We start from the raw sequence: 17945 nt of genomic DNA, 5'->3' as shown, positions 1-17945 counted from the left end.
ATCATTCCTCATTGAAACTGCTGGATACAGCTGTGATAACATGAGCAGTTAACGACGTGTGTTTATCTGACATGAGTGGAACTCAAGGGGGCAAGACATTGAATATCGTGGAACAAGCCAGAAACTTCGCCATCCAACACCACGGTGAGCAGCGTTATGGCGATCAGCCTTATGCCTACCACTTGGATGCGGTGGTGTCCTTGCTGAAACCTTATGGCGATGTGGCACAGGTGATTGGTTACCTGCATGACGTGGTCGAAGACACCGCTGTGACCGTCGAACAAATCGAAACCAAGTTCGGTTCATTGGTGGCCGGTGCCGTGGGCATCCTCAGTGATCAGCCCGGAGCGGATCGTAAAGAGCGCAAACTCAAAACCTATGCGCTGATGGCTGAAGTCACCGGAGAACTGGAAATCGCGCTGTTGGTGAAAACCGCCGACCGCCTGGCCAATGTACAGGCCTGTGGGGACCATGGCCGCACGGACAAACTCAACATGTATCAGCAGGAACACCCGACGTTCAGGCAAGCGGTTTTCCGCAAAGGCTTGTGTGATGACTTGTGGGAGCGGTTGGATGGGTTGGTGCGAAGTTGATATATGTCGATGGATGAACGAAATGGTTGATGACACTCAAATCAAATACCCTACCATGGATGCCGCTGCCAGCGTATTGCGCAAGCTGGGTGTGGATCCAGCCTCAAGGTTTGATCAATATGATCAGGATTTTGAATACACGGCTTGCCGTGTCGAAGAGCTGGAAGCATATTTGAAGCTCTATCAAGACGAAGACACCACACTGGCTGAAAAGCGTTTGTTGGGTTGTTTTCTGATCGAGGGTTTGAATGATTATGTGTCATTTCATCTTCAATCGCATCCATCACAGAACGAAGTGTTTAAAAGGCTGCACCAAGACATGAACATTCATCAAGATGAATTTGAATACAGGTTCGAGTGTTGGGGTTTGGATGGATATGAGCCATGGCCAATTTGTGAATACATCATGGAGTGGAGGAAGAACCATTCCAGGGAAGATCAACCATAATGTACAATTGATTCACTTGGATCATAACCAACAATAAATGAAGCACGACAGACCATCTTTACAAGCCATCAACAAACTCATCAAATCCAAGTTTTCCGCTTCGTTCATGAGTGATGCCAAGTGGGATAAATTGATTGCTGCGTTGTGTGACCGATTGGCTGATGGTTTTTTTGTTAATTACAAATTGGTCTATGGAGAAGAGGTGAACAGTACATATTTTGATGTGCCTGATTTCAAACCCTTCTTTGCTGAGCCAATTTTATACAAAGAGGTTGAGTGGATTGAGTTTCCATCAGAGTTTGAGGACTGCATTTCCAGAGATAACCTCAAAGCAGGGAACAGGCTTTACAAGCAGGACATCACCGCCATTGAAGACTTCATCAATGCACTGGGTCAATTTAAGTGTGTGGCGGATGACAATAAGCTGAGGTTATACGCTTACATAGGGCACTGATGGTTCCATTTTTGAAAATTCGATATTCATCAATCATTTGAGTTAATTGATATCAATGCCTGAAATGAACACCATAATTGATAAGGATGGAAAGATCATTGCTTTTGCCAGGCATGGAATTGGCTGGCTAAAAGTGGAGCAACACATCCGACTGGGTGAATACGACTATGGAGAGGAGGGATTCGTTTATTCTAATGATGGTGAAAAAACAGCCAGCTTCGGAAAAGGTCTGGTTAAAGACTTGAGTGGAAAAGAGCTTGGGCGCTATGAGAATCATGACTTGATGATTGATGGTCAGTTGGTTGGTCGATGTATTGGTTTTGCAGGTGTGGCTGCCTTGGCGTTGGTGTTTATTTTTCAAAAGGCCTGAATGCCAGGTTGAGTTAGGTGGGTTGTTTTAACAAGCGCATCGTCACATCCCATAGATAAAGAAACATTTCCGGTTCGTCCTGTCTTTCATGTTGCTGACTTCCGTCGGTTGTTGTGGCTCGTGGGTCGGGTGATCAGCTGTGCTGATGTCGTCGACTGAAGTCGACGCTCCATGTTAGGGCTAATGATATCAAAGCCCTCTGTTGGGGCATTGAGGTGTGCACCTATTTTTTTAGCCTGGAATTCAATTTTTTTGTTGTTGGTTTGCATTGTCTGTTTTTGATGTGGCAGTGACAGAGCGATAGATTGGAGCGTGGACTTCAGTCCACGTTAAACCCTGTTCATCTGTGACAAAGCTGAATCAATGGGTGGTGTTTGAATTCAAACTCAACGCCGTTGCCCATTGCTGATAAATCGCCGGTTCGTCGAACTCCTTTCTGTAGCTGACTTCGGGCAATTGGCGTTGCCAGTGGACCAGGGTTTTGGTGATCTGGTAGTTGTCGTGGGCTTTGATCAGGGGGTTGTTGGGATGCAGGATTTCGCGGGCTGCGCCGATGTCGTGGGCCATCACCGGGGTACCCAAGGCATTGGCTTCGGCGTAGATCAGGCCGAAGGTCTCGGCAAAACTGTCTTGCGGGTAGAACACACACAGGCTGGTGGCCAGGTGGTTGCGTACCTGTTCAGCCGGCAGGGCACCCAGATAATGCACGTTGGGGATGTCTTCGGGGTGGTCTTTGCGGTAGCCCGGATTGGCGACGTACAACTGCAGGCCTTTGAGGTGGCGGTTGATCTGTTGAAAAGTTCTGAGCACCTGGGCCAGGCCTTTGTTGGGTGCTGACAGAAACAGCAGCTTGTTCGGGTCGCGTTCGGTTTTGGGGTTTGCGGCCAGTTCAGCGGGGATCGGGTTGTAACAGGTGTGGATGGGCACCCTGGCCTTGAACAGGCTGTACAGCCGGCCAAAGAAGCCTTTGTGCAACAGACGGTCACAATGGGCTGCGTGGGTGTGCGAGTTGGTGATCAGTTGCCAGGGCTGTTTCAGCCGAAAGCCGCGCTTGAGCACATATTCCCAGTTCTTGTAGGTGTGAATCCACAGGTGCAGCCGGGCCTCAGGGAACTGCTGCTGAAAGCGCAGCAGTTGGGGAAACTTGCGCAACACCACCACATGTTCCGGTGCTTGGGTGTTGTCCAGTTGGTCAGGGCCGATGAGGCGCACACCGTGTTGTTCATCGGCCAGTTCGCGGGCTTGTTGAAACACCGTGACCTGATGGCCGTTGCCTTGCAGAATCCGGGCGGTTCGCAGCAGGCTGGATTCGGTGCCTCCCATGGCCAGTGCGGCCAGGTCCTGGTAATCATAGGGTTTGGGGTGGCTGGTGTCGGCGAACAGGATGCGGGCCATACTGGTGAGTCAGTTGTTTTTGCAGATCACTTCATTCTGACTGACATCAGGGTATGAGGCTTTGAGATCCGGCAGACCCGGTAGCTGGGTTTCAGTGACGCTGAAGTCCAACCAGAATTCCGGCCATTGTTCAATGCGGATTTCTTTGTTGACCTGAAAGCCTTTTTTCTGCAGTTCAGCAATCCGGCTGTCGGCGTTGTAAGGTTCGCGATAGAGACCAAGGGAAATCGAATTTTCATTGTCTCCCGAGGTGACCACATAATAATCTTTAACAAAAGCAGCAGCCAGTTCACGGCCTTTTTTCAGGGCTTCGGCCCGGCTCGACAGGGCTGGCAGATATACCCAGTAGCCCGCTTCCTGGGTGGTGGTGATTTTGCGGATATTGGATTTCAGCACCACTGGGTTAACGATCTCAGCGGCAGCATGGACATTGGCTTCGATGTCAAATGGCCCGGCAGAAAAGCACATTTGTTTGACGTCATCGTTGACGCTGGATTGGTTGTTGATGCTTTCGGTGGGTTTGTCGGGTTCGGCTTCGGCCACCAGTTGCAAGGCTTTCACGCCTGGGTCAACCACCTGAAAGCTTTTCTTTTCCGGCGGGGCAATGCGTTGCGTCCAGACAAAGAACGCAATATTGGCCATCAACAAAACTATAAAGAGGTATCGCATTGGCTGCCGGTTGAGTAAAACGGCAATTATATCGCCCTGACGCTCACTTGACCACCGGAGAAGTGCTTCATTCGGCCATCGATCAATACCAGTAACCGCCCTTGTTCATCGACCCCCTGACACAAGCCCTGGTGTTGTTGTCCATCTTGCTGAACGGTGATCAGCTGGTCCAGCAAGACATCCAGCGGCAACCAATCAGACAGAAAGGCCGGCCAGCCACGCTGTGTGAATCGTTGGTTGTTGGTCTTGATGCGGGTGATCAATTGGCTGATGAATTCAGCGCGGGCGGGTGGCTGTTTGAGCGGTATGTTGGTCACTGGCTGGTTCACTGAGTCAAGCTGGGTCTGGTCAAGCGTCCAATTGATGCCAATGCCAACGGTGATGTCGAGTCCGTTGTTGGTGCTGGTGTGCAGGTTGATCAATATACCGCCAAATTTCTGGCCCTGGTGATACAGGTCGTTGGGCCATTTAAGGCCAGGTTGTGCTGTCGGGTCAAAGTGCCGGATGGTGGCGGCAATTGACAGGCCGACCACCAGGGCGTAGCCATGCATTTGATTGGCAGTCAACGGTAGCGTGAACCGGTATGACAGGCAAATGGCCTGACCTGACGGGGTTAGCCAGTGATTGCCCCGGCGGCCGACACCGGCACCCTGGTGTTCGCTGATCAATAAGCTGTTGGGTCGAACCCTGGATTGGGTAGAATCAATGGTCTCAACCCAGTCGACCTGGATTTCAGGGTGATGCCGGGCGATCAGTTGTTGACTGGCCGTTAAATGGCTCAAGTGCGATTCAACCCCAAAACAAAGCGTTTGATGTCTTCCAGTTCATCCATGGATACGCCATGTTGCAACGGATACTCATGCCAACTGACTGGGTAGCCGGCGGCACTGAGGGTTTCATAGGCGCTTTTACCCAGGTCCATGGGTACCACCGGATCAAAACTGCCATGACCGATGAAAAATGGGGTTTCAAGGTTGGCTCCAGATTGTTCAGTGGTGAGCCGATCATTCATGGGCAGGTAACAACTGAGGGCGATCACGCCAGCCAGTTTGTGTTTCATACGCACTGCGGTATGCAGTGCAATGGCACCACCCTGAGAAAAACCTGCGAGGATGATTTGTGCGGGCTTGAAGCCGGCATCGATTTGGGCATTGAGCAATTCCATAACCCGTTGTTCAGATTCGCGGATACCGTCTTCATCGGGCATTTTGCCGATATCCATCATTTTGATGTCATACCAGGAGCGCATGCGCATGCCACCATTGATGGTGACCGGTTGCACTGGTGCATGAGGAAAAATAAACTGGATGGCGCAATCCGGATTGGCGAATTGAGGCACCACTGGCTCAAAGTCATGGCCATCTGCGCCCAGGCCATGCAGCCAGATGATGAGCAGTTCGGGGTTGTCGCCGGTTTTTTGGGTGATGAAATCTAACATAATGACTGTGACTTGTTATCCTGAGCAAAGCGTTCTATTATACCGTGACAGATCCGCCAGGTAACCCCAATCATGAAAAACAAACAACCCGTAATCGCATGGCTTAAATCCATCAACAAAACCCTCACCAGTGTGGTATTTTTTGCACTGGCATTGACTGCCTGTGGCAACAAAGGAGACTTATACATTCCTGATGAGCCGGCTGAATCGGCCGCCCAAACCGCCCAGGAAACCAACCCTTGATCAGTTTGGCGTTTGAGAAACTCCATGGCCTGGGCAATGATTTCATGTTGCTCGACTGGCGAGATGGCGCAACACCACTGACACTCAACGCTGCACTCATTGCGCAATGGGCCGATCGCCGCTATGGGGTGGGCTTCGATCAGTTGATTGTGCTCAGTCAACAACCCGCTGGCATCCAATACCAGTTTTACAATGCCGATGGTGGCGCAGCGGAACAGTGTGGAAATGGTCAGCGGGCCATTGCTCATTATCTGTACCGCCAGGGTGAACTGGATCAGCCGATAACCATCATGGGTGCCGGTGGGCCAGTGACGCTCAGTTACCAGGATGAGGATCACATCAGCGTTGAGCTGGCACAAAAAATCACTCAGCAGGCACAAACCATTGCCGGGGTAAACGGGCATTATGTCAATCTGGGCAACCCCCATTGGGCTTATGTGGCAGAAGACCTGCAAGCTTCTGACTTGCCGGCCATCAGTGCGCAAGCGAGACAGGTCCACGAATCGGGGGTTAATACCGAAGCCATCAGCCGCATCAATGATCAGCACATCCGCATCCGTGTGATTGAGCGGGGTGTTGGGGAAACCCTGGCATGCGGCAGCGGTGCCTGTGCCGCCGCCATTGCCGCCGGACAATTGCTCGGTACCGGCAACCCGATCACGGTATCCATGCCGGGAGGAGATGTGCAGGTCAACTACGACCTGGACTGTGATAAAATCAAACTAACGGGCCCGGCCCGATTGGTGTACAGAGGACAAATCAATCATGAGTGAGTCAGAAATCAAAGCCACAGACATCAAAGCCTATCTGGAGAGCCATCCGGAATTTTTTGCCGAACACCCGCAATTGCTTAATCAGCTGAAAGTGACCTCGCCCAAAGGTCAGCTGACCAACCTGACCACTCATCAGCTGCGTATCTTGCAAGACAAAAATCAGGTCCTGAATAAGCAATTGAATCAATTGATCCGCAATGCCCAGCAAAGTGAATCCTTGATGAATCGCCTGGTGGATATGCTCACCGATCTGACAGGGGTGTCGGCAGCCCATTATCTGACGGCATTTGTTGAGCAACTGCATGAACGTTTTCCCAGTGAGCACACCCGATTGGTGCTGCCTGAAGGGCTGGCAGGTGATAACCGGCATGATGACCTGATCATGATGACCGCTGCAATCAGGCAGCAGTTTTCTCTGTTTCAAATGAAAACCGAACCTTTGGCAGGCCGCTTGAAATCGGAACAGCTGAACAGCCTGTTTGGTGAGCAGCAGATTGGTTCAGCCATTGTTTTACCCATCGGCAATCAGGCTGAATTTGGTTTACTGGCATTTGCCAGTCAGGAAGAAGATAAATTCCCGCCCAATGCGTCCAGCGACATCCTGCAAAAACTGACCGGTGTTCTGTGTCACTATTTTCAACAAACCCATTCAGGCGATGAAACTCAGGTCATGTCTTGAGCAGTATGTTCAGCACCTGGCTGAACACCGGCGCTTATCACCGCTGACGGTGTCCGCCAACCGCCGCGACCTGAGTCACTTCATTGACCATTTGTCTGAAGCCAAACAGCAAAACATCAGTCGGTTGACCGAAAGTGATCTGCGCAGTTATCTGATGGCCCGTTCGGCATCTGGACTCGCTGCCAAATCGCTGGCCCGGTACCGCTCGCACCTGAAAAACTTTTTTGATTATTTTGTGGGCGAGGGCGTGTTGGAAAACAACCCGGTTGAACTGGTTTCCACGCCGAGGATTAAACGCACCTTACCGCAGGTGCTGGATGTGGACACCTTGTTTCAATTGCTCGAAATCCCCCTGAATTCTGAGTTGGCAATCCGTGACAAGGCCATACTGGAATTGTTCTATTCATCTGGATTGCGCTTGTCCGAGCTCAGCGGCCTGCAGTGGCCTGACCTGGATTTGAATGCCGGATTGGTAAGGGTATTGGGCAAAGGCAGCAAGGAGCGGTTGGTGCCAGTGGGTCAACAGGCGATCAGTGCACTACAGCAATGGCAGCCGATCAGTGTGTTGTGGAATCAGCACAGCGGGCCATATGTGTTCATCAGTAAGCGTGGCGGACAGCTTAAGCCCAGAAGCATCCAGGCACGGGTTAAGAATTGGGCTCAGCAGCAAGGGCTGTGGGAGCGGGTGTATCCGCATTTGCTGCGCCATTCGTTTGCCAGTCACATGCTGGAATCTTCGGGAGATTTACGCAGTGTGCAGGAAATGCTGGGTCATGCCGATCTGGCCACTACCCAGATCTATACCCACCTGAATTTTCAACACCTCGCGCAGGTTTACGACAAGGCGCACCCACGGGCCAGAAAAAAGCGTAAATAACCTTTATCAACAACTCAGACAGTCTGTGGCGCATGTGAAAAACGGCCGGTGGATCAGGGCTGAAATCGACAACAACAATCATTGCTAATTTTGCCCTAAAACCGTTGCGTTGCCTTATTTAAACCATTATAATGCACCCGCTTTTAGTTGAGGCAATCAGATTGACTCGCGCATCCAAGCCAGTTTTTTGATTGACCCAAGCCTGAAATGACCAAAGAAATCACCTTGCAAGAGGTTAAGAAAACAGTTGTTAAAATCCCTGTCTATCAAGTCCTTATTGGTGCATTGATTGCTACATTGTTTTATTTTGTGCAGGGTTCAGAATCAGCCATATCAGCAGCAGCCGGCGCCATCATCAGCGCTTTGGGCTCTCTGGTATTCACTGTGCTGGTGGTGGCGCCAATGGGCGATACCAAAACTTTGGTTGGCAGGATGTTTAAAGGCGAGATACTCAAGTTCGTGGTTATTGGCCTGCTGTTTTACCTGGCTTTGACCAACTATAACTTCGTGTTGATGCCTTTATTGATTGGATTTATGGCCACCCTATTGGCGTTTTGGGTGGCATTATTAACATCATTTAAGTGAGAAAGTAACAATGGCAAGTGGCGAAGGCGGCGCTGGTGGATACATTGAACACCATCTGGTAAATCACACCACCGAGCTGGTAGAAAACAGCTCATTCTGGACCATTAACACCGACAGTGTGTTTTACACCCTGTTGCTGGCAGTTCTTTACATCTGGTTTTTCCGCAGGGTGGCCAAAAAGGCTTCGTCAGGCGTGCCCAGTAAAACCCAGAATCTTCTGGAGATGGTCATTGGGTTCATTGATGCCCAGGTCAAAGACATCTTCCACGGTAACAGCAAAATTGTTGCTCCATTGGCCCTGAGTATTTTCATCTGGGTATTCATGATGAATTTCATGGATCTGATCCCTGTTGACTTATTGCCCTGGTTGGGAACCCTGGTGGGCATTGAGTACATGCGCGTCGTACCGTCAACAGATCTGAACATCACCTTCGGTCTGTCATTTGGCGTGATGTTGCTGGTGTTTTACTACAGCTTTACAGTTAAGAAACCATTTGCGTTGGGATACTTTAAGGAGTTTGCCACGCACCCGTTCGAAAGCCCCAATTTACTGGTGCAAACCATCCTGGCGGTACCGAACATTTTCCTGAACATTGTTGAAACAGTGGCCAAGCCTGTCTCGTTAGGCTTGCGACTGTTCGGAAACATGTATGCCGGTGAGTTGATCTTCATCCTCATCGCTGTGTTGACATTGAACTACGGTATGGCTGATGCATTCAGTGTCGGTGGTGGCGTGATGTCAATCGCACAATTTTTACTTGCGCTGGTGTGGGCCTTATTCCACATATTGATCATCACCCTGCAAGCTTATATTTTCATGATGTTGAGTGTGGTTTATTTGAACATGGCCCACGAGCAGCATGATTCACATTAATTTTTATTGAATTTTTTTAAAATATAAATCGGAGAAAACGATGGAAAACTTAGCATTAGTAGCTGATATTCAAGGCATGACCGCCATTGCTGTGGCGTTGATTTTGGGCTTGAGTGCAATTGGTACTGGTATCGGTCTGGGTATCCTGGGTGGTCGCTTGCTGGAAGCATCTGCTCGTCAACCTGAACTGGCCCCTATGTTGCAAGGTAAATACTTCCTGCTGATGGGTCTGGTCGATGCGGTTGCCATGATTGGCGTGGGTATTGCACTGTTCTTTACCTTTGCGAATCCATTCCTGGCCGCAGTAACAGGTTAATAACAAGCCAGTCAGTTAAACGTTAGTCGGAGTACACACATGAGCATAAATGTCACTTTAATCATCCAAATGTTGGTGTTCTTTGCCGTCATTTGGTTCACCATGAAGTACATCTGGCCGCAAATTCTGGGCGCCATGGAAGAGCGCGAGAAAAAGATCGCTGACGGCCTGGCCGCCGGCGATCGTGCTGAGAAAGAACTGAATCAGGCCAAAGCCAAGGTTGATACCCTGATTGTGGAAGCCAAAGAACAAGCCAGTCACATCAAAGACCAGGCCACTCAAATGGCAACCAAAATCAAGGATCAGGCCAAAGCCGACGCCCTGGCAGAGAAAGAGCGCCAGATGAACGCCGCCAAGGCTGAAATTGAACAAGAAGCAAATCGTGCCAAAGAAGCCTTGCGTCAGCAGGTGTCTGCATTGGCCATTGCCGGAACTGAAAAATTGATTTCTAAAGAAGTTGATGCCGGTAAGCACGCCGATTTGCTGGACGATTTAATCAAAGAGATCTGATATGAGCGAACCCATCACATTAGCAAGACCCTATGCCAAAGCGGCATTTGAATTTGCCAAAAGTGAGTCGGTTGTGGAGCAGTGGTCCAAGAACTTATTGGTCGCAGCCGGAATGGCTCATGATGATCAGATTCTGAATTATTTCAGTCGTCCGGATGTTCGAGACGAAGAACTGGTCAATCTGGTTTGTGGCAATGATGCCAGCGAATCCTACCAGAATTTTGTTCACCTGTTGGTGCAAAATGACCGTTTGAGTTTATTGCCTGAAGTGGCCGATTTGTTCCAGCATTATCTGGAGCAGGATTCCCAGTCATTAACTGTGGATGTTTATTCAGCGGTTGAGCTGTCTGATGAACAAAAGCAAAACATGACTGTGGCCCTCAGCAAGCGAACAGGTAAAGACATCAGCTTACAAACGCACATCGATGAATCATTGATGGGCGGTGCCAGAATTCACTGTGGTGATTTGGTGATTGACGGCACCCTGAGCGGTAAAGTTGAACGAATGAAAACAGAATTATTTAATTAATTTAAGTCAGCAGACTTAAGAGAATACGAGGAAATGCAATGCAAACGACATTGAATCCATCAGAAATCAGTGAACTGATTAAAGATCGAATTAAGGACTTTAAAGTTCAGTCAGAGGCCCGCACTGAAGGTACTGTTGTCAGTACTTCGGACGGTATTGTTCGCATCCACGGCCTGGCCGATGCGATGCAAGGTGAAATGATTGAGCTACCAGGCGACACTTATGCCCTGGCGTTGAACCTGGAAAGAGACTCAGTCGGTGCGGTAATCCTGGGTGATTACGGACACATTTCAGAAGGTGACAAAGCCAAATGTACTGGTCGTATTCTTGAAGTACCTGTTGGCCCTGAATTGATTGGCCGTGTGGTTGACTCATTGGGTAACCCCATTGACGGCAACGGTCCGATTGAAGCTAAACTGACATCGCCAATTGAAAAAATTGCCCCAGGGGTAATTGACCGTAAATCGGTTGACCAGCCGGTACAAACCGGACTGAAATCCATTGATGCCATGGTGCCCATTGGACGTGGACAGCGTGAATTGATCATTGGTGACAGACAAACCGGTAAAACCGCGGTGGCGATTGATGCCATCATCAACCAAAAAGGCACAGGTGTTATCTGTATTTACGTAGCCATAGGTCAAAAACGATCTTCTGTTGCTGCCATGGTTCGTAAACTTGAAGAGCATGGTGCCATGGATCACACCATCATTGTTGCGGCAACCGCTTCCGATTCGGCTGCCATGCAATACATTGCTCCTTACTCAGGTTGTGCGATGGGTGAATATTACCGTGATCGTGGTGAAGATGGTTTGATTATTTATGATGACCTGACCAAACAAGCATGGGCTTACCGTCAAGTATCTTTGCTGTTGAAACGTCCTCCGGGTCGTGAAGCTTATCCTGGTGATGTATTCTATCTGCATTCACGTTTGCTGGAACGTGCCGCACGGGTTAATGCTGATTATGTTGAGCGTTTCACCAACGGTGAAGTCAAAGGCAAAACCGGTTCATTGACCGCTCTGCCAATCATTGAAACGCAGGCTGGTGACGTATCCGCCTTTGTACCGACCAACGTGATTTCGATCACTGATGGTCAGATCTTCCTGGGAACTGACCTGTTTAACTCAGGTATTCGTCCTGCGATTGATGCTGGTTTGTCGGTATCTCGTGTGGGTGGTGCAGCACAGACCAAAGCCGTTAAGAAGCTTGGTGGTGGTGTGCGTTTGGCACTGGCTCAATACCGTGAATTGGCGGCTTTTGCTCAGTTTGCATCTGATTTGGATGATGCCACCAGAGCCCAGCTGGAACGTGGTCAAAGAGTCACCGAGTTGATGAAACAGAAGCAATACTCTCCAATGAGTGTGGCTGAAATGGCTGTCTCATTGTTCGCCATCGACCGTGGTTATATGGATGATGTGGAAATGAACCAAATCGGTGCATTCGAAGATTCATTGATTGACCACATGAACAACACCAAAGCTGACTTCATGAAATCACTGAACGAATCCGGTGACTTCAATGAGGAAATCGAAGCTGAGCTGAAAGCCGGCGTAGAAGATTTCAAAAAAACAGGCAGCTGGTAAATACGGCTTAAATCAAACGGCTAAAAACAGGTAATAACTATGGCAGTTGGTAGTGAAATTGTAACCAAGATCAAAAGCGTCACCTCGACACGTAAAGTGACGACCGCTTTGGAGATGGTTTCAGCAAGTAAGATCAAAAAGGCACAGGATCAAATGAATGCCTCGCGACCTTACACCCATAAAATCAAGCAAATGATTGGTCATTTGGCCAAAGCGACGCCAGAGTACAAACACCCGTTCATGCATGATCAGCAGGCTGATCGTGTGGGTTACATCATCATTTCCACTGATCGTGGATTGTGTGGTGGTTTGAACTCCATTTTGTTCAAAAAATGTGTCATGCACATGCGTGACTGGCAGCAAAAAGGTGCAAAAATTGATGTGGTCACGATTGGTAATAAAGCCGCTTCGACTTTCAAAAACGTCGATGTGGATTTAAAAGCCAACATATCTGCATTGGGTGACACCCCCGAACTGACTAAATTGATTGGGGTGGTTAAAGTCATGCTTGATGCCTATGTCAATGGTGAATTAAGTCATGTGTACCTGGTTTACAACGACTTCATCAACACCATGACCCAAAAACCTGCGGTTGATCAGTTATTACCCTTGCCGGAAACCGAAGAAGAGGAAATCTCAGACAACTGGGATTACCTGTATGAGCCGGAAGCCAAAGATGTACTGGATCAACTGATGAACCGCTACATCGAATCTCTGGTTTACCAGGGTGTTTTAGAGAATTTGGCATCAGAGCATGCCTCAAGAATGGTGGCGATGAAATCTGCATCTGATAATGCATCAGATTTGATCAAAGATTTGCAGTTGATTTACAACAAAGCAAGACAAGCAGCCATTACCCAAGAAATTTCAGAAATTGTCGGCGGCGCGGCCGCAGTATAGGAGAAGTCAGATATGAGTTCAGGTAACATAGTACAAATCATCGGCGCGGTGGTAGACGTTGAGTTTCCACGTGACGCAGTGCCCAAATTGTATGATGCATTAAAAATAGCCGAAACCAACACCACTTTGGAAGTTCAGCAACAGCTGGGTGACGGTGTGGTCAGAACCATTGCACTGGGTTCAACTGACGGTTTGAAACGTGGTTTGAACGTCAGCAACACAGGCGCGGCCATTTCAGTACCTGTGGGTAACAAAACCCTGGGTCGCATCATGAATGTATTGGGTGAGCCCATTGACATGTGTGGTGATGTGAATGCCGAAGAGCACTGGGAAATCCACCGTGACGCTCCTGCTTATGATGAGCAAGCCGCTTCTGACGAAGTATTGGAAACCGGTATCAAAGTGATCGACTTGGTTTGTCCATTTGCCAAGGGTGGCAAAATTGGTTTGTTCGGTGGTGCCGGTGTAGGTAAAACCGTGAACATGATGGAACTGATTAACAACATCGCCACCAAGCACTCCGGTCTGTCGGTATTTGCTGGTGTGGGTGAGCGTACCCGTGAAGGTAATGACTTCTACTTTGAAATGCAAGAAGCTGGTGTTGTTGACATTGACAATTTTGAAAATTCAAAAGTGGCCATGGTATATGGTCAGATGAATGAGCCACCAGGCAACAGACTCCGTGTGGCCCTGACCGGATTGACCATTGCTGAGTACTTCCGTGACGAAGGTCGTGACGTGCTGTTATTCATTGATAACATATACCGTTATACCCTGGCGGGTACCGAAGTATCTGCACTGCTGGGTCGTATGCCTTCTGCGGTGGGTTATCAGCCAACACTGGCAGAGGAAATGGGTAAATTACAAGAGCGTATTACCTCTACCAAGAAAGGTTCGATTACATCGATTCAGGCTGTATATGTACCTGCCGATGATTTGACCGATCCATCACCAGCTACCACTTTTGCTCACTTGGACGCGACTGTGGTACTGTCTCGTTCGATTGCCGAGCTGGGTATTTACCCTGCGGTTGATCCACTGGATTCGACTTCCCGTCAATTGGATCCATTGATGGTCGGTGAAGAGCATTACAACACCGCCCGTGCTGTACAGGGTACCTTGCAACGATACAAAGAACTGAAAGACATCATCGCCATTTTGGGTATGGATGAATTGTCAGAAGAAGATCGTCAGGTGGTATACCGGGCACGTAAAGTTGAGAAATTCTTTTCACAACCCTTCTTCGTGGCAGAAGTGTTCACCGGTACCCCAGGTACCTATGTGTCGCTGAGTGAAACCATCCGAGGTTTCAAAGGCATCATTGAAGGTGAGTATGATCACATTCCGGAACAGGCTTTCTACATGGCCGGTACCATTGATGAAGTGTTAGAAAAGGCCAAGAAAATGGCCGAAAAAGAAGCAGCTTGAGGTAAATAATCATGTCAACCATTAAGTGTGATATCGTCAGTGCAGAAAAAGCCATTTATTCAGGCGAAGTGACCATGGTCGTAGCCAGTGGTGTGGCCGGTGAATTGGGTATTGCCCCAAGACATGCGCCGTTGATCACACAACTGAAACCCGGCCAGGTGCGCGTCCACCTGGAAGACGGTACCGAAGAAGACTTTTATGTCTCCGGTGGTATCCTCGAGGTACAACCATACCTGGTTTCTGTGTTGGCTGACACTGCCTTGCGTGCTGATGACATTGATGAAGCCGCTGCCATCCAGGCCAAAGAAGAAGCCGAAGCTTTGCTGAAGGACAAGTCCAAACGACAAGACCTCGCCAAAGTACAGGCCGAACTGGCCAAAGCCGTGGCGCAGATTCAAGCCATCACCCGTTTGAAAAAGAACCTCAAAAGATAAATCGAAAACGATTTGTTTTCTTGAAAAAGCCGGCCTTTGGGTCGGCTTTTTTATTGTCGATTGGCGTGATTGTCGTATAAGGCTTATAATCGAAGCACCAGAACATGACAAGCTGATGATCACTAACAGATGAAGCTTTCTCCAATATACAAACGCATGATAAAAACGGCTGATAAACCTGTACTGACACTCATGTCATTCCTGGTGTTGGTGGCCTGCGGTAGTCCTCAATATCACGGGTATGTGATTAAACCCGATACCCATGTTGACACAAATGGTACTGCTTTGCTGCTTCACGCAGTTAAAAATTTTCCTATCAAGCTGGTCAGTATCAATGGTGTTGAATTGAACAACTCCATCAAAACATCTGCTCAGTCACCTACATATATAGAGCTAGATGCTGGTTCATACACTTTGGGGTTGAGTTTGAATCAGGGTTTTGGACAATGCGGCAGGGTGATGTTAACCAGTGAACACCCTGTGGTTCTTGAAACCACATTTGAAGCAGGAAAAGTCTATATGTTACAAAGAGCCTCAAAGTACGAGACAGACATCATGTGTAACTCGGATGCTGATACCATTCAGGTCAGGTTTTATATCGATGAGTTACCTGCCCTTCCCTATGATGATGTCAGGTCAACATTTGAGGTCATCAATTTGTCTAAGCTCAGTCAATCAAAAAATGAATCGTAAAAGCCATGCTTAAAGGAGCCTGTAACTGCGGTCAGGTGGCGTTCACCATCCAGGCCGATCAGGCGGACATTTATCAGTGCCATTGTTCCATTTGTCGACGGGCATCGGGGGTGTTCGGTATGGCCGTGTTGGTAATCCCCAAACAACAATTGGCCTGGCTCAGTGGTCAAGACAACATTGCTTCCTGGCGAAAACCCGGGCATGACTGGCAAACCTGGTTTTGTCAGACCTGTGGATCCACGGTGCCAGGACACAATGATGATGCGCGGTATTTTGTACCGGCCGGATTGATTACAACAGGAATCAAGCACCTGAAAGTCGCCCACCACATCTTTGTTGATTCCAAGGCCCCCTGGCATCAGATTGCCGATGATGGGAAACAACATCCGGAAGGGTTTACCGGTTAATCATGGCTGTCATTCAACCCGTTCCAGCGTCTGGCCGTGCGCCAAGGCCTCTCTGAACAATCACAAGCAGTGTCACAGGTAGATGTTGCAGATCTTGGTTTGATTGAGGTTTATAAAAGTGCATATTCGGTATACCTGAATCGGACAGTTGTCACAGAAAACACTTCACTTTGTGCCTGATCTGCGGTAAATAATGTCTCGAACCCATCCAATTGACAGATCAAAGGAGTGTACATGCGTTATCTGATACTGGCCTTGTGCCTGACAGGAGTGATTTTTTCTCAAGTTGAAGCCAAAAACGAACCAGACCCGGCCATTCAGGGCAAAGTGGCGGTCGAAGTCAACATCAAAGACCTGGCAGAACAAATCAGGATGGGGATTACCGTTTTTGGTGACTACCAAAGTGAAGAACAAAGCACCGGTTACCACATGCCCCAATACATCACCGAACACATCGAAAGTGTCTTCAGAGAGCTGGGCATTGATCACGCCCTGGTGGCGCGTGAAAAACCCAGTCAAGCAGATTTGGCCGGTCTGAAAAAACGGGCACAGCGAAAACTGCACAAGCAAGCCTATGACGCATTTTTGGGTGAGTTGAGGCAGCAAGGATTCAGTGAGTTGATGAGTTTCCATTTTTTTCCACACAACATCAGGGAACACCGTCTTGGGATACCGATGATCAATGGGTATGGCATGTATAAGATCCCTGGTTCTCATTGTATTTATCACACCCTGGGGTATTTCCATATTGATTTGCAAGGCAGCAGCAAAGACGCCCGGCATGAGGTGACAGAAACCATACCTGAAAAAAAGAAATTGGATCAGTTTTGCTTGTATGGCAGGGATGTGAAACCGCTGGGGATCCCATGGAAGAAGTCTCACAGCATGTATTCAGTTGATGAGCAACAGCGCATTGAGCAGATATTGAAAAACCTGGTGCTCAAGGGCTTATTGGATACTTTCACACGTCATGGCATCATTAATCAACAAAGCACCGCCAATCGATTGTATGCGACATTAACCCTGGATGAGTATACGGTGGTTGAAAAACGATCAACTGATGTGTTCGCCGTTGATGGTCAGGAGCTGAATCGCCAGGAGCTGCTCAGTTTTCTTCAGGGCTTGGTGGAACATGGTCAGCCAGGTAAGGTATTGGTTGGCATGGAAACCAAATCAGCATATACATTTGGTGACCTCAAAGCATTGTTTATACCCGTGTTAAAAGGTTCTTTGATCCAAATGTTTCGTTTGGGCCCTGACTATGAGCTCATCGAAATTTAAATGGTGATGACCAGGTACCGCAGACCAGGTTAAGGTATTGGTTTCAGCGGTCACTGCAGAAAGCAGAAGTTAATTCAGGCTTTGGCTAGCTGCCATGACAGTTAAACCGAGTTGAATCATCCCACATGAATAAGGTATCAACATCGCGGTCATTTCGAGCTACGACAGTGGTGTGGCAATCTCATGATTCTGATCAGTACTTTCCACTGACTGCAATGGGAGTCAGCTGATTTATTCATTGCTCTGTCAGTCACAGGCGCTTTGGCGGGGTTGCGGAACCTTCACAAAAAGCGTGATTGATCATTGTCAGGCTATCAGAGCAAACTTGAATTAGACTCATTGGTATGGGGATGAGGGTCTGGCTTGCAGCAACTAAAATCAGGCCTGGCTATGGCGATCTGGCGTACTTTCAGAAGCTGGTCACAGCAGGTCGTCATGGTTTAAAAAGGACTCAGGTCCCCAG

The 17945-nt window shown here is 48.7% G+C and carries 24 protein-coding genes; 20 read left to right on the top strand and 4 right to left on the bottom strand.

The window, feature by feature from the left end; all coding sequences use genetic code 11:
* Positions 1-71 precede the first annotated feature (71 nt).
* From B0475_RS15685 to B0475_RS15670, 4 genes are read left to right on the top strand one after another with little or no spacing between them, the layout of a single operon-like run.
* The gene (locus B0475_RS15685; protein WP_077412839.1) at positions 72-593 is read left to right on the top strand and encodes an HD domain-containing protein; all 522 of its coding nucleotides are present in this window, start codon (positions 72-74) and stop codon (positions 591-593) included.
* A gap of 22 nt (positions 594-615) precedes the next feature.
* The gene (locus tag B0475_RS15680) at positions 616-1041 is read left to right on the top strand and encodes a hypothetical protein (protein ID WP_198538334.1); all 426 of its coding nucleotides are present in this window, start codon (positions 616-618) and stop codon (positions 1039-1041) included.
* Positions 1042-1078: 37 nt separating this feature from the next.
* Positions 1079-1495 (top strand): DUF6678 family protein, encoded by a 417-nt coding sequence (locus tag B0475_RS15675; RefSeq protein ID WP_077412837.1) that lies wholly within the window; start codon positions 1079-1081, stop codon positions 1493-1495.
* 55 nt (positions 1496-1550) lie between these two features.
* A complete protein-coding gene (locus B0475_RS15670) occupies positions 1551-1865 on the top strand; it encodes a hypothetical protein (RefSeq protein WP_077412836.1) in 315 nt (104 codons plus the stop codon).
* A gap of 360 nt (positions 1866-2225) precedes the next feature.
* Here the strand turns inward: B0475_RS15670 and B0475_RS15665 are convergent, their stop codons facing one another.
* Genes B0475_RS15665 through B0475_RS15650 form a run of 4 tightly spaced genes read right to left on the bottom strand, consistent with a single transcriptional unit; the run spans position 2226 to position 5367 of the window.
* A complete protein-coding gene (locus tag B0475_RS15665; protein ID WP_077412835.1) occupies positions 2226-3260 on the bottom strand; it encodes a glycosyltransferase family 4 protein in 1035 nt (344 codons plus the stop codon).
* A gap of 9 nt (positions 3261-3269) precedes the next feature.
* Positions 3270-3929, bottom strand: coding sequence for an SPOR domain-containing protein (locus tag B0475_RS15660; protein ID WP_157893015.1), 660 nt, complete (start codon positions 3927-3929; stop codon positions 3270-3272).
* 26 nt (positions 3930-3955) lie between these two features.
* Positions 3956-4711, bottom strand: coding sequence for a biotin--[acetyl-CoA-carboxylase] ligase (locus tag B0475_RS15655; protein WP_077412833.1), 756 nt, complete (start codon positions 4709-4711; stop codon positions 3956-3958).
* A complete protein-coding gene (locus B0475_RS15650) occupies positions 4708-5367 on the bottom strand; it encodes an alpha/beta hydrolase (RefSeq protein ID WP_077412832.1) in 660 nt (219 codons plus the stop codon). The genes B0475_RS15655 and B0475_RS15650 overlap by 4 nt, the downstream gene beginning before the upstream one ends.
* A gap of 72 nt (positions 5368-5439) precedes the next feature.
* Between B0475_RS15650 and lptM the strand changes: the two genes are divergently transcribed.
* The 16 genes from lptM (at position 5440) to B0475_RS15570 (ending at position 17482) form a co-directional block, all read left to right on the top strand.
* Entirely contained in the window at positions 5440-5610 is a 171-nt protein-coding gene (lptM, locus tag B0475_RS15645) for an LPS translocon maturation chaperone LptM (protein WP_077412831.1), read from the top strand.
* On the top strand, positions 5607-6383 hold the full coding sequence (gene dapF / locus B0475_RS15640) for a diaminopimelate epimerase (RefSeq protein ID WP_077412830.1): 777 nt from the start codon (positions 5607-5609) through the stop codon (positions 6381-6383). The genes lptM and dapF overlap by 4 nt, the downstream gene beginning before the upstream one ends.
* Complete coding sequence (locus B0475_RS15635; protein ID WP_077412829.1) at positions 6376-7062, top strand: DUF484 family protein; 687 nt, start codon at positions 6376-6378, stop codon at positions 7060-7062. Before dapF ends, B0475_RS15635 begins: the two co-directional genes overlap by 8 nt.
* The gene (gene xerC, locus B0475_RS15630; protein ID WP_077412828.1) at positions 7040-7939 is read left to right on the top strand and encodes a tyrosine recombinase XerC; all 900 of its coding nucleotides are present in this window, start codon (positions 7040-7042) and stop codon (positions 7937-7939) included. The genes B0475_RS15635 and xerC overlap by 23 nt, the downstream gene beginning before the upstream one ends.
* 207 nt (positions 7940-8146) lie before the next feature.
* Positions 8147-8524 carry an ATP synthase subunit I gene (locus B0475_RS15625; protein WP_077412827.1) on the top strand — a complete coding sequence of 126 codons (378 nt, stop codon included), beginning with the start codon at positions 8147-8149 and terminating at the stop codon, positions 8522-8524.
* 10 nt (positions 8525-8534) lie between these two features.
* Positions 8535-9398, top strand: a complete 864-nt coding sequence (gene atpB, locus B0475_RS15620) for a F0F1 ATP synthase subunit A (RefSeq protein WP_077412826.1) — start codon at positions 8535-8537, stop codon at positions 9396-9398.
* 40 nt (positions 9399-9438) lie between these two features.
* Entirely contained in the window at positions 9439-9714 is a 276-nt protein-coding gene (gene atpE, locus B0475_RS15615) for a F0F1 ATP synthase subunit C (RefSeq protein WP_077412825.1), read from the top strand.
* A gap of 39 nt (positions 9715-9753) precedes the next feature.
* A complete protein-coding gene (locus B0475_RS15610) occupies positions 9754-10224 on the top strand; it encodes a F0F1 ATP synthase subunit B (protein ID WP_077412824.1) in 471 nt (156 codons plus the stop codon).
* A gap of 1 nt (position 10225) precedes the next feature.
* Entirely contained in the window at positions 10226-10753 is a 528-nt protein-coding gene (locus tag B0475_RS15605; protein WP_077412823.1) for a F0F1 ATP synthase subunit delta, read from the top strand.
* Positions 10754-10791: 38 nt separating this feature from the next.
* A complete protein-coding gene (gene atpA, locus B0475_RS15600) occupies positions 10792-12339 on the top strand; it encodes a F0F1 ATP synthase subunit alpha (RefSeq protein WP_077412822.1) in 1548 nt (515 codons plus the stop codon).
* Positions 12340-12378: 39 nt separating this feature from the next.
* Positions 12379-13239, top strand: coding sequence for a F0F1 ATP synthase subunit gamma (gene atpG / locus B0475_RS15595; RefSeq protein WP_077412821.1), 861 nt, complete (start codon positions 12379-12381; stop codon positions 13237-13239).
* Positions 13240-13251: 12 nt separating this feature from the next.
* Positions 13252-14667 (top strand): F0F1 ATP synthase subunit beta, encoded by a 1416-nt coding sequence (atpD, locus tag B0475_RS15590; protein WP_077412820.1) that lies wholly within the window; start codon positions 13252-13254, stop codon positions 14665-14667.
* Positions 14668-14678: 11 nt separating this feature from the next.
* Positions 14679-15101: a F0F1 ATP synthase subunit epsilon gene (locus B0475_RS15585; RefSeq protein WP_077412819.1), complete on the top strand. Its 423-nt coding sequence runs from the start codon at positions 14679-14681 to the stop codon at positions 15099-15101.
* A gap of 129 nt (positions 15102-15230) precedes the next feature.
* Positions 15231-15794 carry a hypothetical protein gene (locus B0475_RS15580; protein WP_198538333.1) on the top strand — a complete coding sequence of 188 codons (564 nt, stop codon included), beginning with the start codon at positions 15231-15233 and terminating at the stop codon, positions 15792-15794.
* A gap of 5 nt (positions 15795-15799) precedes the next feature.
* A complete protein-coding gene (locus B0475_RS15575) occupies positions 15800-16201 on the top strand; it encodes a GFA family protein (protein WP_077412817.1) in 402 nt (133 codons plus the stop codon).
* A 234-nt stretch (positions 16202-16435) separates the two neighbouring features.
* A complete protein-coding gene (locus B0475_RS15570) occupies positions 16436-17482 on the top strand; it encodes a hypothetical protein (RefSeq protein ID WP_077412816.1) in 1047 nt (348 codons plus the stop codon).
* Positions 17483-17945: the final 463 nt, after the last annotated feature.

The organism is Marinicella sediminis, from assembly GCF_002000055.1.
GTDB classification, from domain to species: domain Bacteria; phylum Pseudomonadota; class Gammaproteobacteria; order Xanthomonadales; family Marinicellaceae; genus Marinicella; species Marinicella sediminis.
Note: the sequence above shows the minus strand (reverse complement) of the source record. Positions and strands in the feature narration are given on the sequence as shown.

What these genes read in the sequence shown, in the direction of transcription:
- B0475_RS15575 (WP_077412817.1), top strand. Translation starts at nt 15,800, where the DNA reads ATGCTTAAAGGAGCCTGTAACTGCGGTCAGGTGGCGTTCACCATCCAG.
- B0475_RS15610 (WP_077412824.1), top strand. Translation starts at nt 9,754, where the DNA reads ATGAGCATAAATGTCACTTTAATCATCCAAATGTTGGTGTTCTTTGCC.
- atpD (WP_077412820.1), top strand. Translation starts at nt 13,252, where the DNA reads ATGAGTTCAGGTAACATAGTACAAATCATCGGCGCGGTGGTAGACGTT.
- xerC (WP_077412828.1), top strand. Translation starts at nt 7,040, where the DNA reads ATGAAACTCAGGTCATGTCTTGAGCAGTATGTTCAGCACCTGGCTGAA.
- B0475_RS15660 (WP_157893015.1), bottom strand. Translation starts at nt 3,929, where the DNA reads ATGCGATACCTCTTTATAGTTTTGTTGATGGCCAATATTGCGTTCTTT.
- atpE (WP_077412825.1), top strand. Translation starts at nt 9,439, where the DNA reads ATGGAAAACTTAGCATTAGTAGCTGATATTCAAGGCATGACCGCCATT.
- B0475_RS15580 (WP_198538333.1), top strand. Translation starts at nt 15,231, where the DNA reads ATGAAGCTTTCTCCAATATACAAACGCATGATAAAAACGGCTGATAAA.
- B0475_RS15605 (WP_077412823.1), top strand. Translation starts at nt 10,226, where the DNA reads ATGAGCGAACCCATCACATTAGCAAGACCCTATGCCAAAGCGGCATTT.
- B0475_RS15665 (WP_077412835.1), bottom strand. Translation starts at nt 3,260, where the DNA reads ATGGCCCGCATCCTGTTCGCCGACACCAGCCACCCCAAACCCTATGAT.
- atpA (WP_077412822.1), top strand. Translation starts at nt 10,792, where the DNA reads ATGCAAACGACATTGAATCCATCAGAAATCAGTGAACTGATTAAAGAT.
- B0475_RS15585 (WP_077412819.1), top strand. Translation starts at nt 14,679, where the DNA reads ATGTCAACCATTAAGTGTGATATCGTCAGTGCAGAAAAAGCCATTTAT.
- B0475_RS15570 (WP_077412816.1), top strand. Translation starts at nt 16,436, where the DNA reads ATGCGTTATCTGATACTGGCCTTGTGCCTGACAGGAGTGATTTTTTCT.
- B0475_RS15680 (WP_198538334.1), top strand. Translation starts at nt 616, where the DNA reads ATGGTTGATGACACTCAAATCAAATACCCTACCATGGATGCCGCTGCC.
- lptM (WP_077412831.1), top strand. Translation starts at nt 5,440, where the DNA reads ATGAAAAACAAACAACCCGTAATCGCATGGCTTAAATCCATCAACAAA.
- B0475_RS15625 (WP_077412827.1), top strand. Translation starts at nt 8,147, where the DNA reads ATGACCAAAGAAATCACCTTGCAAGAGGTTAAGAAAACAGTTGTTAAA.
- atpG (WP_077412821.1), top strand. Translation starts at nt 12,379, where the DNA reads ATGGCAGTTGGTAGTGAAATTGTAACCAAGATCAAAAGCGTCACCTCG.
- B0475_RS15670 (WP_077412836.1), top strand. Translation starts at nt 1,551, where the DNA reads ATGCCTGAAATGAACACCATAATTGATAAGGATGGAAAGATCATTGCT.
- B0475_RS15650 (WP_077412832.1), bottom strand. Translation starts at nt 5,367, where the DNA reads ATGTTAGATTTCATCACCCAAAAAACCGGCGACAACCCCGAACTGCTC.
- B0475_RS15675 (WP_077412837.1), top strand. Translation starts at nt 1,079, where the DNA reads ATGAAGCACGACAGACCATCTTTACAAGCCATCAACAAACTCATCAAA.
- B0475_RS15685 (WP_077412839.1), top strand. Translation starts at nt 72, where the DNA reads ATGAGTGGAACTCAAGGGGGCAAGACATTGAATATCGTGGAACAAGCC.
- atpB (WP_077412826.1), top strand. Translation starts at nt 8,535, where the DNA reads ATGGCAAGTGGCGAAGGCGGCGCTGGTGGATACATTGAACACCATCTG.
- B0475_RS15635 (WP_077412829.1), top strand. Translation starts at nt 6,376, where the DNA reads ATGAGTGAGTCAGAAATCAAAGCCACAGACATCAAAGCCTATCTGGAG.